The organism is Streptomyces sp. NPDC091377, from assembly GCF_044757045.1.
GTDB lineage: Bacteria > Actinomycetota > Actinomycetes > Streptomycetales > Streptomycetaceae > Streptomyces.
Genome location: NZ_JBIVUE010000005.1, coordinates 391,623 through 406,658, shown reverse-complemented (window position 1 = coordinate 406,658; position 15,036 = coordinate 391,623). Strand labels below are relative to the sequence as shown.

Annotated in this window: 14 protein-coding genes; 9 read left to right on the top strand and 5 right to left on the bottom strand. The window is 71.2% G+C overall.

The genetic code is table 11. The features are described from left to right. The first annotated feature begins 129 nt into the window (after positions 1-129). Positions 130-2,241: an ABC transporter transmembrane domain-containing protein gene (locus tag ACIQNG_RS14285; RefSeq protein ID WP_401484966.1), complete on the top strand. Its 2,112-nt coding sequence runs from the start codon at positions 130-132 to the stop codon at positions 2,239-2,241. Between the two features lie 119 nt (positions 2,242-2,360). After that, positions 2,361-3,239 carry an endolytic transglycosylase MltG gene (mltG, locus tag ACIQNG_RS14280; RefSeq protein ID WP_401484964.1) on the top strand — a complete coding sequence of 293 codons (879 nt, stop codon included), beginning with the start codon at positions 2,361-2,363 and terminating at the stop codon, positions 3,237-3,239. Between the two features lie 64 nt (positions 3,240-3,303). Here mltG and ACIQNG_RS14275 read toward each other — a convergent pair whose 3' ends face one another. Further along, positions 3,304-4,524 (bottom strand): NAD(P)-binding domain-containing protein, encoded by a 1,221-nt coding sequence (locus ACIQNG_RS14275; protein WP_401484962.1) that lies wholly within the window; start codon positions 4,522-4,524, stop codon positions 3,304-3,306. Between the two features lie 133 nt (positions 4,525-4,657). Between ACIQNG_RS14275 and ACIQNG_RS14270 the strand changes: the two genes are divergently transcribed. Further along, entirely contained in the window at positions 4,658-5,392 is a 735-nt protein-coding gene (locus ACIQNG_RS14270) for a DUF5701 family protein (RefSeq protein ID WP_401484960.1), read from the top strand. Positions 5,393-5,399: 7 nt separating this feature from the next. On the opposite strand, the gene ACIQNG_RS14265 is transcribed toward ACIQNG_RS14270, so the two are convergent. Further along, complete coding sequence (locus ACIQNG_RS14265) at positions 5,400-5,777, bottom strand: MerR family transcriptional regulator (protein ID WP_401484958.1); 378 nt, start codon at positions 5,775-5,777, stop codon at positions 5,400-5,402. A gap of 100 nt (positions 5,778-5,877) precedes the next feature. Between ACIQNG_RS14265 and ACIQNG_RS14260 the strand changes: the two genes are divergently transcribed. Continuing rightward, the gene (locus tag ACIQNG_RS14260; RefSeq protein ID WP_401484957.1) at positions 5,878-6,777 is read left to right on the top strand and encodes a polysaccharide deacetylase family protein; all 900 of its coding nucleotides are present in this window, start codon (positions 5,878-5,880) and stop codon (positions 6,775-6,777) included. 38 nt (positions 6,778-6,815) lie between these two features. Further along, complete coding sequence (locus ACIQNG_RS14255; protein ID WP_401484955.1) at positions 6,816-7,238, top strand: secondary thiamine-phosphate synthase enzyme YjbQ; 423 nt, start codon at positions 6,816-6,818, stop codon at positions 7,236-7,238. Between the two features lie 12 nt (positions 7,239-7,250). Here the strand turns inward: ACIQNG_RS14255 and ACIQNG_RS14250 are convergent, their stop codons facing one another. After that, complete coding sequence (locus ACIQNG_RS14250) at positions 7,251-8,642, bottom strand: aspartate aminotransferase family protein (protein ID WP_401484953.1); 1,392 nt, start codon at positions 8,640-8,642, stop codon at positions 7,251-7,253. Between the two features lie 88 nt (positions 8,643-8,730). Between ACIQNG_RS14250 and ACIQNG_RS14245 the strand changes: the two genes are divergently transcribed. Continuing rightward, a complete protein-coding gene (locus ACIQNG_RS14245; protein WP_401430857.1) occupies positions 8,731-9,627 on the top strand; it encodes a LysR substrate-binding domain-containing protein in 897 nt (298 codons plus the stop codon). 124 nt (positions 9,628-9,751) lie between these two features. On the opposite strand, the gene ACIQNG_RS14240 is transcribed toward ACIQNG_RS14245, so the two are convergent. Further along, positions 9,752-10,396 (bottom strand): TetR/AcrR family transcriptional regulator, encoded by a 645-nt coding sequence (locus ACIQNG_RS14240; protein WP_401484951.1) that lies wholly within the window; start codon positions 10,394-10,396, stop codon positions 9,752-9,754. A 178-nt stretch (positions 10,397-10,574) separates the two neighbouring features. Here ACIQNG_RS14240 and ACIQNG_RS14235 point away from each other — a divergent pair, with 178 nt between their 5' ends. The 3 genes from ACIQNG_RS14235 (at position 10,575) to ACIQNG_RS14225 (ending at position 14,071) form a co-directional block, all read left to right on the top strand. Continuing rightward, on the top strand, positions 10,575-10,937 hold the full coding sequence (locus tag ACIQNG_RS14235) for a hypothetical protein (protein ID WP_401484949.1): 363 nt from the start codon (positions 10,575-10,577) through the stop codon (positions 10,935-10,937). Positions 10,938-11,034: 97 nt separating this feature from the next. Next, positions 11,035-11,655: an SRPBCC family protein gene (locus ACIQNG_RS14230; RefSeq protein WP_401430851.1), complete on the top strand. Its 621-nt coding sequence runs from the start codon at positions 11,035-11,037 to the stop codon at positions 11,653-11,655. Between the two features lie 124 nt (positions 11,656-11,779). Continuing rightward, a complete protein-coding gene (locus ACIQNG_RS14225) occupies positions 11,780-14,071 on the top strand; it encodes an FdhF/YdeP family oxidoreductase (protein ID WP_401484947.1) in 2,292 nt (763 codons plus the stop codon). Here the strand turns inward: ACIQNG_RS14225 and ACIQNG_RS14220 are convergent. Continuing rightward, on the bottom strand, positions 14,068-15,027 hold the full coding sequence (locus tag ACIQNG_RS14220) for a LysR family transcriptional regulator (RefSeq protein WP_401484945.1): 960 nt from the start codon (positions 15,025-15,027) through the stop codon (positions 14,068-14,070). The genes ACIQNG_RS14225 and ACIQNG_RS14220 overlap by 4 nt on opposite strands. Positions 15,028-15,036 lie beyond the last annotated feature (9 nt).

Sequence of the window (15,036 nt, the reverse complement as noted above, 5' to 3'; positions counted from 1 at the left end):
TGGGAACAATATCAGGACTCAGTTCATTGTGAGTATAGGTAACAATGAGCTAAGCTCCGCCAGACCTTGATTGACTCCCCTCCGAAGGAGCCCATGCACCCCGACATGAATCGAGACACACACCCTGTCATGAACCGAGACATCAACCGCGACCTGCGCGGAGACATGAACCCCGGCAACGACGGCGACTTGAGCCGTGACACGGACCGTGACATGAGCCGTGGCAAAGACGGGGACATGAGCCGTGACATGGACCGCGACATGAGCCGTGACATGGACCGCGACATGAGCCGTGACATGGACCACGGACATCACTCCGCGCGGACCCGGACCCCGACCCGCTTCCCCAGTGACTCGACCGTCCGGAAAAGAGCCGACGGCGACGCCCCGGCGCAGCCGCATGAGGTGCGCCGCATCCTCGCCCTCTTCCGCCCGTACCGCGGTCGGCTCGCGGTCGTCGGCCTGCTGGTCGGAGCCGCGGCGCTGGTCTCCGTGGCCACCCCGTTCCTGCTGAAGGCGATCCTCGACACCGCGATCCCGCAGGGCCGCACCGGGCTGCTCACACTGCTCGCCCTCGGCATGATTCTCAGTGCCGTGCTGACCAGCGTCTTCGGTGTCCTGCAGACCTTCATCTCCACCACCGTCGGCCAGCGCGTCATGCACGATCTGCGCACGGCCGTCTACGGCCGCCTCCAGCGCATGTCACTGGCCTTCTTCACCCGCACCCGCACCGGTGAGGTGCAGTCCCGCATAGCCAACGACATCGGCGGTATGCAGGCCACGGTCACCTCCACCGCGACCTCCCTCGTCTCCAACGCCACCAGTGTGGTCGCCACCGTCGTCGCGATGATGGCGCTCGACTGGCGACTGACGGCCGTCTCGCTCGCCCTGCTCCCGGTCTTCGTCTGGATCAGCCGCCGGGTCGGTGACGAGCGCCGGAGGATAACCACCCAGCGGCAGAAGCAGATGGCCGCGATGGCCGCCACGGTCACCGAGTCGCTCTCCGTCAGCGGCATCCTGCTGGGCCGCACCATGGGCCGCTCCGGCTCACTCACCGACTCCTTCGCCGGGGAGTCCGAGCGCCTGGTCGACCTGGAGGTCCGGTCGAACATGGCGGGCCGCTGGCGGATGGCGGTCATCACCGTCGTCATGGCCGCCATGCCGGCCGTCATCTACTGGACCGCGGGCCTCGCCCTGCACACCGGCGGACCGGCGGTCTCCATCGGCACCATCGTCGCCTTCGTCACCCTCCAGCAGGGCCTGTTCCGCCCCGCCGTGAGCCTGCTCGGCACCGGCGTGCAGATCCAGGCGTCGCTCGCCCTGTTCCAGCGCATCTTCGAGTACCTGGACCTGCCCATCGACATCACCGAACGCCAGGACCCGGTCCACCTTGACCGAGTCAAGGGTGAGGTCCGCTTCGAGAGCGTCCGGTTCGAGTACGACGCCCAGGGCGCCCCCGGACCCGACAGCGCCGCCCCGGGACCCGGCGGCGCCCACCCCGCCCCCGTACCCGGCAGCGCCCACCCCGCCCCCGGCGACGACCGCCGCCGCCCCGTCCTCGACGGCATCGACCTCGCCGTCCCCGCGGGCGGCAGTCTCGCGATCGTCGGCACGACCGGCGCGGGCAAGTCCACCCTGGGCCACCTCGTGCCCCGCCTCTACGACGTCACCGGCGGCCGGGTCACCCTCGACGGGATCGACGTCCGCGACCTCTCCTTCGACACCCTCGCGCGCGGAGTCGGAGTCGTCTCCCAGGAGACCTACCTCTTCCACGCCACGGTCGCCGACAACCTCCGCTTCGCCAAGCCGGACGCCACCGACGAGGAGTTGTACGCCGCCGCCCGCGCGGCCCAGATCCACCAGCACATCGCGTCGCTGCCCGACGGCTACGACACGGTGGTGGGGGAGCGGGGCCACCGCTTCTCCGGCGGCGAGAAGCAGCGGCTGGCCATCGCGCGCACGATCCTGCGCGACCCGCCGGTGCTCATCCTGGACGAGGCCACCAGCGCGCTGGACACCCGGACGGAGCAGGCCGTGCAGGAGGCCATCGACGCCCTCTCGGCGGGCCGGACCACCCTCACCATCGCCCACCGGCTGTCCACCGTCCGGGACGCCGACCAGATCGTGGTCCTGGAGGCGGGCAAGGCCGTCGAACTCGGGACGCACGACGAACTGCTCACCCTCGACGGCCGCTACGCCGCCCTGGCCCGCAGGGACGCCCAACTGGAACCGGCGTCCTGACCGGCCCCGGGCCCCGACCGCCGGCCCCCCCGCACCCACCGCCGGCCCCGTGCACAGTTCACCATCGACAAGATGAAGATATGCCGGGTTTGTGACGATATGCGGGTTACCGTGCCCGCATGCAGATGAACACTCCGCCACGGAGCACGATCCGACTGACGCGCAGAGGCCGTATCGCCCTCCTCGCGACCGGGGCCGTCGTGGCCGGCACCGCCGTGGCGGTGCCGCTGCTGACCCTGGACGACGAGGTGCCCGCCAAGCCCACCTCGCTGGTGATCCCGGAGGGGTATCGCGCGACCCAGGTCTACGCGGCCGTCGACAAGTCGCTCGAACTGGCCCCCGGCACCACCAAGAAGTCCCTCACCAAGGCCGGCCTCAAGCTGCCGAACGACGCCGACGGCAACCCGGAGGGTTACCTCTTCCCGGCGACATATCCACTGAGCGACGAGTCGACACCGGAGGCGCTGCTGGCGCAGATGGTCGAGACGGCGAACAAGAAGTTCAACGGAGCCCCGATCGCCGCCGGCGCCCAGCGCAACGCCATGAACGTCTACCAGGCCGTCACCATCGCCAGTATCGTCCAGGCCGAGGCGGCCACGAAGACCGACATGGGCAAGGTGGCCCGGGTCGTCTTCAACCGGCTGGAGCGCGGTATGCCACTCCAGATGGACTCCACCATCAACTACGCGCTCAACCGCAGCACCCTGGACACCACGCTGGACGACACCCGGATCGACAGCCCCTACAACTCGTACCAGCGCATGGGTCTGCCGCCCACCCCCATCGACAACCCAGGTGAGGACGCCGTCGGGGCCGCGATCAGCCCGACCCCGGGGGACTGGCTCTACTTCGTCACCGTCAAGCCCGGCGACACCCGCTTCACCGCGGACTACGCCGAGCACCAGCGCAATGTGGCGGAGTTCAACAAGCTCCGGAAGAGCCGGAGCCCAAGCCCAAGCCCAAGCCAGAGCCAGAGCCCGCAGCCCGCCAAGGCGTGACGCCGGGCAGGGCGCACCTCGCCCGCGCGCACAGGGCGGCGGGACCTCACAGGGCGACGGGACCTCACACGGCGACGGCCGACCGGTCCCCGCCCAGCAGCCGCTGGATGTCCCGTACGGCCGAGCGGCCCGCCCGGTTGGCGCCGATGGTGCTGGCGGACGGGCCGTAGCCGACCAGCTGGACCCGCGGGTCGGCGACCGCGCGGGTGCCGTCGAGCCGGACCCCGCCGCCCGGCTCCCGCAGCCGCAGCGGCGCGAGATGCTCGATCGCGGGCCGGAAACCGGTGGCCCAGAGGATGACATCGGCGGCCACCCGCCGACCGTCCGCCCACTCCACCCCGTCCGGGGTGATCCGCTCGAACATGGGCCGCCGGTCCAGCACCCCGTCCGCGAGGCCCTGCCGGACCGCGTCGGTGAGCGGCAGCCCGGTGACCGACACCACGCTCCGCGGCGGCAGTCCCTCCCGTACCCGCTGTTCCACCAGCGCGACCGCCGCCCGCCCCGCGTCCTCGTCGAACGGACCCTCGCGGAAGATCGGCGGACGCCGGGTCACCCAGGTCGTGGCGGCGGCGTACGGGGCGATCTCCAGCAGATGCTGGGTACCGGAGGCCCCGCCGCCCACCACGACCACCCGCAGCCCGCTGAACTCCTCGGGCCGTCCCGGATACTGCGCGGTGTGCAACTGCCGCCCCCGGAAGGTCTCCTGACCGGGATAGCGCGGCCAGAACGGGCGGTCCCAGGTGCCGGTGGCGTTGATCAGCGCCCGGGTCGACCAGATCCCGTCCGAGGTCTCCACCGACAGCCGCCCGAGCCCGCCCCTACCGGCCCGCTCACCCCTACCGGCCCGCTCACCCCTACCGGCCCGCTCACCCCTACCGGCCCGCTCGCCCCCACCGGCCCGCTCGCCCCCGCCCGCCCGGTCGTCGTCGGCTTCGCCACCCGGCTCCCGCACCTCCCGCACCGCCCGCACGTCCACCGGCCGCCGCACCCGTAGATCGAAGGCCCGCTCATAGTCGGCGAAGTACTCGCCGATGACCTCGGACGACGGCCGCGCGGGGTCGGCGCCGGTCAGTTCCCTCCCCGGCAGCGCGTGCATCCCGTGCACCCTGCCGTACGTCAGTGAGGGCCACCGGAACTGCCAGGCGCCGCCCGGCGCGGGGGAGTGGTCGAGCACCACGAAGTCACGCTCCGGCTCGAACCCGACCCGGCGCAGGTGAAAGGCGCTGGACAGCCCCGCCTGACCGGCGCCCACGACGACCACCTCGACCTCACGTGTGTTGTTCACGCTTCTACTAACTATGGGGAGGGCATGGATCTTCCCCCGCCGCTCTCCCCTCGCCGGCGCGAGCACGGGAACATTCCGCCCGGCAGGCTCGTTCCTCCCGGGTCCGTCCACATCACCGCCGCTGGGAGCACCGTTGCCCGAATCCACCCCCGCCATCCCCGCCACCCCCGCCATCCCCACCACCCCTGCCTCTCCGTTCGGCACCTCCCTCCCGGAGCTGGGCGCGCAGGCCGAGCGGCTGATCGCACGGGGGGTCCACGAGATCGCCGGCCTGTCCGCCGCCGAGCTTCGGGACGCCACCCGGGCCGCCCAGGCCGACGCGGGCGACGAACAGGGCGACGCCCGGACCCTCCTCGCCGTCCACCCCGACCGTGCCCCCGCCTCGGTGCTCGCACCGCTGCTCCGCCGCGACGACAAGCCCGGCTTCGTCGTCATCGACATGCCCGACGTCGACGACTTCACCCCGCTCGCCCCGATCGCACCCCCCGAGGCCCCGCTCTACCTCCTCACCGACGTGGACCGCGGCGACCACATGGCCAACTGGAGCCCCGACGAGGCGCTGCCCGCCCTCACCGAACAGGCCCGTACGCCGCTCCTGCTCACCGAGGGCCTCCACTGGGTGATCCAGCAGCCGGCCGCCCTGGAGCGCAACCACTGCTTCATGACCATCGGCTCCCGGCTGCGCAAGCCCAGCGGCACCCTGGACGCCCGCACCCCGGCGATCTGGATCAGCAACGGCACCGGCCGGGACGGCCGCGAACGCCGCAACGCCCCGAAGGTCGGCTGGTGCTGGGCCGGCAACCGGCACACCTGGCTCGGCTTCGCCTCCGCACAACACCGCCGGGACCTGCCGGGACGCAGCAGCTAGCGCTGGGCTACGCGCGGCCCGGGGGGTTCTCGCCGCGTACCGCGTCCAGGTACTCGGCGATGGCGTCCCTGTTGCGCGACAGACACCGGATGCGTTCCGTCATGCGGTCACGCTCGCGTTCCAGCGTGGCCAGCATCTCCGGTGTGGCGTCGGAGAAGTAGATGGTCCGGGGCTTGTCCAGGCACGGGAGGATCTGCTTGATGATCCGGGTCGGCAGCCCGGCGTCGAGCAGACCTCTGATCTGGACGACCCGGTCCACGAAGCGCTCGTCGTACTGGCGGTAGCCGTTCGCGCACCGGCGGGCGGCGATCAGCCCCTGTTCCTCGTAGTAGCGCAACAGCCGACGGGACGTGCCCGTGCGATCCGACAGCTCTCCGATACGCATGTGATCGACCCCACAAGACCGGTTCCCTTGACCTTCACATCAATGTGAAGGTCCGAGCGTATCCACGGACAGGGAAACCGGCAGCCATGGGGTGACACTGATGGACCACCAGCTCTACGACTACAGCCCGATCACCGGCCGCGAGCCGATCCAGTGGCCCGGCGGCGCCCGCGTCGCCTTCTACGTGGGGCTCAACATCGAGCACTACCAGATCGACCGTCCCGCCACGAGCACCTTCCCGGACACCGCGGCACTGACGCCGGACCCGCTGAACTACGGCTGGCGCGACTACGGCCCCCGGGTCGGCGTGTGGCGGCTGATCGAGAGCCTCGACCGGCACGGGATACGCGCCAGCGCGCTGCTCAACTCCGATGCAGGTGAGCGCTATCCGCAGATCGTGGAAGCCGGACGGAGGAGGGACTGGGCCTGGCTCGCCCACGGGAGGAACAACTCCCTCTTCCAGACCGGCATGACCCGCGAGGAGGAGCACACCTACCTGACCGAGGTCGTCGACAGCATCGAGAGGACCACCGGCACCCGGCCCCGGGGCTGGATGGGACCGGCCCTCACCGAGACCTTCCACACCCCGGAACTCCTCGCCGAACTCGGCCTGGACTACGTACTCGACTGGACCAACGACGACCAGCCCTACCCCCTGAACGTCCCCGGAATGCTGAGCGTGCCCTACTCGGTCGAGCTGAACGACATCAGTCTCTTCGTCGGCAAGGGGTTCACCGGCCCGGACTTCGTCCAGGTCGTCAAGGACCAACTGGACCAGCTCCACGCCGACTCGGCGGACAGCGGCCGGGTGATGGCACTGGCACTGCACCCCTTCGTCATCGGGCAGCCGTTCCGGCACACCTACCTGGACCAGGCCCTGGAGTACGTCGCCGACCACCCCGGAGTCTGGCTGACCACCAGCGACGAGATCGCCGACCACTACACCCGCGCGTCCGCACCCCGCCCGTCGGGTTCCCCCGCCCTCCCGCGGGCCCGTTGACGCGCGGGAAGACCGGTCCGTGGGTCAGGATGGGACGCATGCCAGACACGTTCACGACGCGAGTGCTGCACATCTCGACCGGTTCGCGGGAGCGGGTCCACGACCTCACCCACGACTGCGAGACCTTCCTGCGCGAGGCGGCGGCCGGCCGGGACGGACTGCTCAACCTCTTCGTCCCGCACGCCACGGCGGGGATCGCCGTCATCGAGACGGGTGCGGGCAGCGACGACGATCTCCTCGCCGCCCTGCACACCCTCCTCCCGGCCGACGACCGCTGGCAGCACCGGCACGGCAGCCCCGGTCACGGCCGTGACCACGTCCTGCCGGCCTTCGTCCCCCCGCACGCGACCCTGCCCGTGGTCGGCGGCCGACTGGAGCTGGGCACCTGGCAGTCGGTGTGCCTGGTGGACACCAACCGGGACAACCCCGAACGCAAGGTCCGGCTCAGCTTCCTCGGCTAGGCGAGCCCCCGGTCAGAGAGCTGGGCTTCGGGATACGTCACCGATCGCCCGGTCCAGGATCTCCAGGCCCAGCGACAGCTCCTCCTCCGTCGCCGTCAGCGGCGGGGCGATACGGAAGACGCCGCCCATCCCGGCGAGCTGGACGATGTTCATGTGCAGCCCGAGTTCGAGGCAGCGGCGGGTGACCTGGGCGCCCAGCTCGTCCGAGGTCCGCCCGCTCTCGCGGTCCACGACCAGTTCCAGACCGGCCAGCAGACCCCGGCCGCGGATGTCACCGACCACCTGGTGGCGGCCCGCGAGATCGGTCAGGCCCTCGCGGAGGAACGCGCCGAGCGTCCGGGCGCGTTCGTCCAGCCGGTCGCGGACCAGGACGTCCAGGACCGTGTTGCCGACCGCGGCCACCAGCGGGTCGGAGACATGGGTGGTGAAGAAGAGGAAGCCGCGGTCGTACGCCTCCTGCTCGATCTCCGCGCTGGTGATCACAGCCGCGAGGGGCAGCCCGGCGCCGAGTGTCTTGGAGAGGGTGAGGATGTCGGGGACGACGCCGTCGCGTTCGAAGGCGTACCAGGTGCCGGTGCGGCACAGTCCCGTCTGCGCCTCGTCGAGGATCAGCAGCATGCCGCGCTCCCGGCACTTGTGCTGGAGGGCCGCGAAGTAGCCGGGCGGCGGTTCGATGATGCCGCCCGAGCTGAGGATCGGCTCCACCAGACACGCGGCCAGGCTGCCCGTCGACTGGGCGTCTATCAGATCGAAGGCGAGGTCCAGTTGACGTCGCCAGTCCAGGGCGCCGTCGGCGGTGGTGAGGTCGGGGCGGTACGCGTGCGGCACCGGGATCGCGAAGTTGCCGGGCGCGGTGGGCCCGTAGCCCTTGCGGCCCGCGCTGTAGGTGGCCGACGCGGCGGCCTGGGTCATCCCGTGCCAGGAACGCGCGAACGACACGACCTCGTGCTTGCCGGTGACCAGCTTGGCCATCCGCAGCGCGGCCTCGTTCGACTCGGCGCCCGTCGTCAGCAGCATCGCCTTCTCCAGCGGCGCGGGCAGCGTGCCGGCCAGCCGCCGGGCCAGCTCGACCACCGGGCGGCTGAGCATCCCGCTGTAGAGATGATCGAGGCTCGCCACCTGCCGCTGGACCGTGGCGACGATCTCGGGGTGAGCGTGGCCGAGGATGGCGCTCATCTGGCCGGAGGTGAAGTCCAGGATCCGGCGGCCGTCCGCGGTGAACACATAGCTTCCGGCGGCCCGCTCGATGATCTCCGGGGTGAACGCGCCGCCGCCGTAGCGCACGAGATGCCGCTCGGCGTCCGACCAGAAGGCGGCCGTGTCAGCCGTGGTCCGGTTGAACGAGGCGGACGAGGTGGACGGGGCGGACGGGGGCGTGGGGGAGGTTCCGGGGGAGGGCGTCATGCCCCGACCGTAGGACCGCCCGAGCGGCACGTCCATCAAACGATCCCGGCTGTGCTGTTCGGAAAAACCGCACAACAATGGGGGTGTGATGAACCCCTGGAGGCTGCGCCTGCTCGTCCAGCTCGACACCCTCGGCACCGTCCGGGCGGTCGCCCAGGCCGCCAATCTGAGCCCGTCGGGCGTCTCCCAACAACTCGCCGTGCTGGAGACCGAGACCCGCACCCAACTGCTCGAACGCACCGGCCGCCGGGTCCGACTGACCTCCGCCGGACTGATCCTCGCGCGGCGGGCCCGCGCCATCCTCGACCACATGGACAGCGTGGAGACCGAACTGCGCGGCTTCGGCGCGGAGCCCGCCGGACTGGTCCGGCTCGGCGCCTTCCAGAGCGCGATCCACACGGTGGCCGTGCCCGCGGTGACCCGGCTGGCCCGCGCGTATCCCCACCTGGACGTGGAACTGCTGCAACTGGAGCCGCACGAGAGCGTGCCCGCGCTGCGGGTCGGCGACGCGGACGTCATCGTCACCACGACGGACGTGCACGATCTGCCCCTCGGCCCCGATCTCGACCTCGTCCCACTGGCCACCGATCACATCGTGCTGGTCCTGCCCCCCGACCACCCCGCCGCCGGACGCGGCCCGGTCGACCTCGCCGCCTGCGCGGACGAGCCCTGGGCCTTCGACATGCCCCAGTCCTACATGGCGAACCTCGCCCTGCGACTGTGCCGCCAGGCCCGCTTCGAACCCCGGGTGGTCTGCCGCTTCAGCAACTACATGCTGGGCCTTGAGCATGTGGAGGCCGGACTGTCGATCATGCTGCTGCCCAGCCTCGCCGTAGGCGACCGGCACCGGGTGACCACCCGGGAACTCGCCACGCCCGTGCCCCGTACGATCACCGCCGCCGTCCGCCGCGGCGCCCCGCCCCGCGCCGCGGTCCGGGTCGTCCTGGACGCGCTGCGGGGTCTGCCGGACCTCGGGGGCGGATGACGTAGGGCGCGGCAGGTGTCGACCACCGGTGCGGCACTGGTGCGGCACCGGTGCGGGCTCAGGACCGTCTCAGAGCCGGATCAGGGCCGGATCAGGGCCGGCTCAGGACCGGATCAGTGTCGGTTCAGGGCCTACGGAGGCTCTCCGCCTCCGCCTCGAACAGTACGGCCGGGTCGAGGCCCATCCCCTGGAAGTGCCCGGCGAGTTCCAGGGACAGCACTCCGTGCAGCCGGGTCCAGAAGGTGAGGGCCTTGGCCGAGGCGGCGGCGTCGGCGCGATGGCCCGGCGCCCACTGACGAGGGCCGTCGAGATGCGCTTCGAGCGGTGACCCGGTGGCCGCCGGCGCGTGGGCGACGGCGGCGTCCAGCAGGGCCGTCATGATCTCGTCGGAGATCTCGGTGATGTCGTCCGGCGCGTGATAGCCCGGCACGGGCGTGCCGTAGACGAGGAAGTAGCGCTGCGGGTCGTCCAGCGCCCAGGCGCGCAGGGTGTGGGCGAGTCCGAGCAGGTCGGCGCCGGACCCGGCCGCCGCCCGCACGGTGTCCGCCAGACCGCGGTACGCGTCCCGGACGAGGGCGGTGATCAGGTCGTCCCGGCTGGCGAAGTACCGGTAGAGGGCGGGTCCGCTCATGCCCATCTGCTTGGCGATGGCGTTGAGGGAGAGAGCGGAGGCTCCGGCGGTGGCGATCTGCTCCCACGCGTGGGTCTTGATCTCCGTCCGCACCTGGGCGCGGTAGCGCTCGCGCGGGGTCGTGCCGGTGTCGGCCATGGCTGCCGCCCTTTCATGCCGGTGTCCTGCTGGTGGGCTGCTGGTGTGCCGCGGTGGGATCCGCACCCTCAAGGTGAGTGAGAGGTTATCACTGACGCTCTTGACTCTCACAGAATCTCTGCGTTACAACTTCTAACGAACGGCAGTACATCTAGCTGAGCTGAACGAGGGGAATCCCATGACATCGACCGTCCCGTCACCCACCCGTGCCCGTGGCGGTCGAGGCGCCCGCCCCACCCCCTTGGCCGTGACCGTCGCCGCCTGGGCGGCGCCCGTGATGGTGGCGGGCGGGTTCGCCCTGGTGGCGGTCGCGCCGGTCGCCGTCGCCGCGATCGGGTCGCTGCTCCGGGTCCGTGACACGGCGGTGCGGGTGTCCGCCGCGCTGCTCGCGGCCACCTACACGGTCCCCCTCGTCATCTGGCTCACCCGGGCCGACCCCGCGCCGAGCCTGTCCCAGGACCTCCACCCGGGGTTCGTGGGACTGGTCGTCGCCGCGTCCGTCGCGCTGATCGTCGGCCTGCGCCGGGCCGGCCGCCGCTGACGTCACCCTTCACCGCGCGGGCCGCCGCCGAGTGCCGCCCACCGGACCGACCGCACACCCCACCCGTCAACAGACCCTCGACACCAGGGAGAACACCATGCAGACCCTCCGCCACCGCCGTGCCGCAGCCCTCACCGTCTCGCTCGCCGTCGCCGGTGTCCTCGCGGGCACCGTCCTGCCCGCCCAGGCCCACTCCGGCCACCACGGCAACCGGCCCACCTGCCGGGGCCAGGGCGTCGACCGGGACGCCCTGATCCGCTACGAGACGGACATCGTCATCGACGCCTCCCTGAACACCATCTGGAAGCTCCAGACCGACGTCGAGCGCTGGCCGTCCTGGCAGTCGCCGGTCCTCACCTCCGAGCGCGTCGGCCATGGCCCGTTCCGCAAGGGCACCCAGTGGGTGTGGACGACCCCGGTGCCGGCCACCCCCACCACCCCCGCCACCACGCTGGACATCACCTCCACCGTCCAGCAGGTCAAGAACAAGAAGTGCCTCCTGTGGAGCGGCCCGGCCGTCGGCGAGGGACTCCGGATCGACCGGGGTGTCCACCTGTGGACCTTCCAGAAGGTGAAGGGCGGCGTCCGGGTCCACACCGAGGAGACCTGGACCGGCGACCAGGTGGAGGCCGACATCCCGACCGCGACCGAGCACCTGGGGATGGGCCTTGAGGCATGGCTGAGGGAACTGAAGGCCGCCGCCGAGGCCCGCGACTGACCCGGACCCCATACGCGATCGACGGTGCTTATCAAGCGATCGGCGCCACCTCTTTGACGGCCTCCTCGAACGCATTGGATGCTGCCCCGTCGGCAATTCCGCCCCCGGCGAGAAGAGGAACGCGATGACCGGCATCGAGGACCCTGACGACGATCTGACGGTCACTCCGCCCAAGGAGTGGGCGACGGGCGCGCCCGCCGTGGCCCACGCGCTGGAGTACGCGCTGGGACAGACCTCCGTACGGCGGACCGCGCTGACGCTGCTGAACATCAACCAGGTCAAGGGCTTCGACTGCCCGGGATGCGCCTGGCCCGAAACCGCGCCGGGCGCGCGGCACAAGAACGAGTACTGCGAGAACGGCGCCAAGCACATCGCCGACGAGGCGACCTCTCGCCGGGTCACCGCCGACTTCTTCCGCGAGCACTCGGTCGCCGAGTTGGACACGAAATCCGACTTCTGGCTCAACCAGCAGGGCCGGCTGACCGAACCCATGGTGAAACGCCCCGGCGCCACGCACTACGAACCCATCGGCTGGGACGAAGCCCTCGGCCTTCTCGCCGCTGAACTACGACGCCTCGACTCGCCCGACGAGGCCCTCTTCTACACCTCCGGCCGACTCAACAACGAGGCCGCGTTCCTGCTCCAGCTCTTCGTCCGCGCCTACGGCACCAACAACCTCCCCGACTGCTCCAACATGTGCCACGAGTCCAGCGGTTCGGCCCTCCAGGAGACCCTGGGCATCGGCAAGGGCAGCGTCTCGCTGGACGACATCCACCACTGCGACCTGATCCTCGTGGTGGGCCAGAACCCCGGCACCAACCACCCCCGTATGCTCACCGCCCTGGAGGAGACCAAGCGCAACGGGGGCCGGGTCGTCGCCGTCAACCCGCTGCCCGAGGCCGGGCTGATCCGCTTCAAGCACCCGCAGAAACCGCGTGGGGTGATCGGCCGCGGCACGCGGATCGCCGACGAGTTCCTCCAGATCCGCCCCGGCGGTGACCTCGCCCTGTTCCAGGCGCTGAACCTGCTGCTCCTGGAGGCCGAGGACGCGGCGCCCGGCACCGTCCTCGACCACCGCTTCATCGCCACCTCCACCACCGGCTTCACCGAGTTCGCCGAGCAGACCCGCAAGGTGTCCTGGGACGCCGTCGTCGAGGCGACCGGGCTCAGCCGCGAACAGATCGAGCGGGTGCACCGGATGGTCCTGGAGAGCCGCGGGGTCATCGTGTGCTGGGCGATGGGACTGACCCAGCACAAGCACGGGGTCCCCACCATCCGGGAGGTCGTCAACTTCCTGCTGCTGCGTGGCAACATCGGCCGCCCCGGCGCCGGTGTCTGCCCGGTGCGCGGACACAGCAACGTCCAGGGCGACCGCACCATGGGCGTGTGGGAGCGGATGCCGCAGCCGTTCCTGGACGCGCTGGGCCGCGAGTTCGGCTTCACCCCGCCCGACCGGCCCGGACTGGACTCCGTCGACGGCATCCGGGCCATGCGCGACGGCCGCGCCAAGGTGTTCGTCGGCGTCGCGGGCAACTTCGTCCGCGCCACCCCCGACAGCGAGGTCACCGAGGCCGCGATGCGCGGCTGCCGGCTCACCGCGCACATCTCCACCAAGCTGAACCGCTCCCACACCGTCTGCGGTGACACCGCCCTGATCCTGCCCACCCTCGGCCGCAGCGACCGGGACATCCAGGCCACCGGCGAACAGTTCATCACTGTCGAGGACTCGATGAGCGAGGTGCATGCCTCGCGCGGCCGGCTCGCCCCCGCTTCCCCGCATCTGCTCAGCGAGGTCGCCATCATCGGCCGCCTGGCCCGCCGTGTCCTCGGCACCGCGCCGGACATCCCCTGGGAGGAGTTCGAGGCCGACTACGGCGCCGTCCGCGACCGCATCTCCCGCGTGGTGCCCGGCTTCGAGGACTTCAACGCCCGGGTCGCACGGCCCGGCGGCTTCCGACTGCCCAACCCCGTCAACGAGGGCGTCTTCCGCACTCCCGGCGGCAAAGCCGTCTTCACCCGCAACGCATTCACGATGCCGCGCGTACCCCCGGGCCACCTCCTGCTCCAGACCCTGCGCTCGCACGACCAGTGGAACACCGTCCCCTACGCCCACAACGACCGCTACCGGGGCATCCACAACGCCCGCCGGGTCGTCCTCGTCCACCCGGCCGACCTGGACCGTCTCGGCCTCGCCGACCGCGACCTGGTCGACCTCGTCGGCCTCTGGCACGACGGCCGCGAACGCCGGGCGGAGGGCTTCCGCGTCGTCGCCTACCCCACCACCCCCGGCTCGGCCGCCTCCTACTACCCCGAGACCAATGTCCTCGTACCGCTGGACAGTGTGGCCGACATCAGCAACACCCCCACGTCCAAGGCGGTGCTCGTACGACTGGAACCGGCCGGGCCCCGCCTCTAAGGGGTGTCCGGCAGCCGCTCCAGCGCCCCCGCCACGTCGACCTCCTGGGCCAGGTCGGTCAGCGCCCGGGCCATCACCGACTCCGGCTCGCGCGCCACGGTCACCAACCCCACCGGCACCGTACGCGCGGGCTCGACCAGTGGCAGCGCCCTCATACCGGGCGGCACGCCGAACACATGCAGCCAGGCGTGCGGGACGACACTGGCCCAACGTCCCGTCCTGACATGGGCGAACAGCGTCCCCACCGAGTCCGTCTCCACCCTCGGCTCCGGTCGCAGCCCCGCCTCCTCGAACACCCCGTCCACCATCCGGCGGCCCTGCATCGCGCGGGACAGCAGACACAGCGGGAGGTGCGCGGCCTCCTCCCACGTGGCCGTCGGCCGCTGCCCGGAGCCATCGACACCGGCACCGGCACCGGCGGTGGCGCCGGCTGTAGCGGTGACGGTGGTCAGCAGGACGTACCGCTCGTCGTAGAGCGGAACCGTGCGGAAGCCGTCCGGGAGTTCCTCGTGGAGATAGGTGAGGCCCGCGTCGAGGTCGAAGTCCCTCAACCGGCGCAGGATGTCCCCGGCCTGCAGGTCCGAGCTGATCTCCACGGTGACCAGCGGATGCGCCACACAGAACGGGCCGGTCAGCAGGGAGACCGCCCCCGACGCCGTCGGCACCGAACCGACCCTCAGCCGCCCGCCCAACCCGGTGCGCAACGCGTCGACCTCGTCCTTCAGGGCGTCCCGGTCGGCGAGGATGCGCTGGGCCCACACCACGATCCGCTCGCCCTCGGGAGTCAGCCCCTCGTACGTACGCCCCCGTCTGACCAGCGGCACGTCCAACTCGACCTCCAGCTTGCGGATCGCCTCGGACAGCGCGGGCTGGGAGACACGGCAGAGGTCGGCGGCCCGGGCGAAGTGACGCTCACGGGAGAGGGCGACCAGGTATTCGAGTTGACGGAACAGCACGTGACGGGT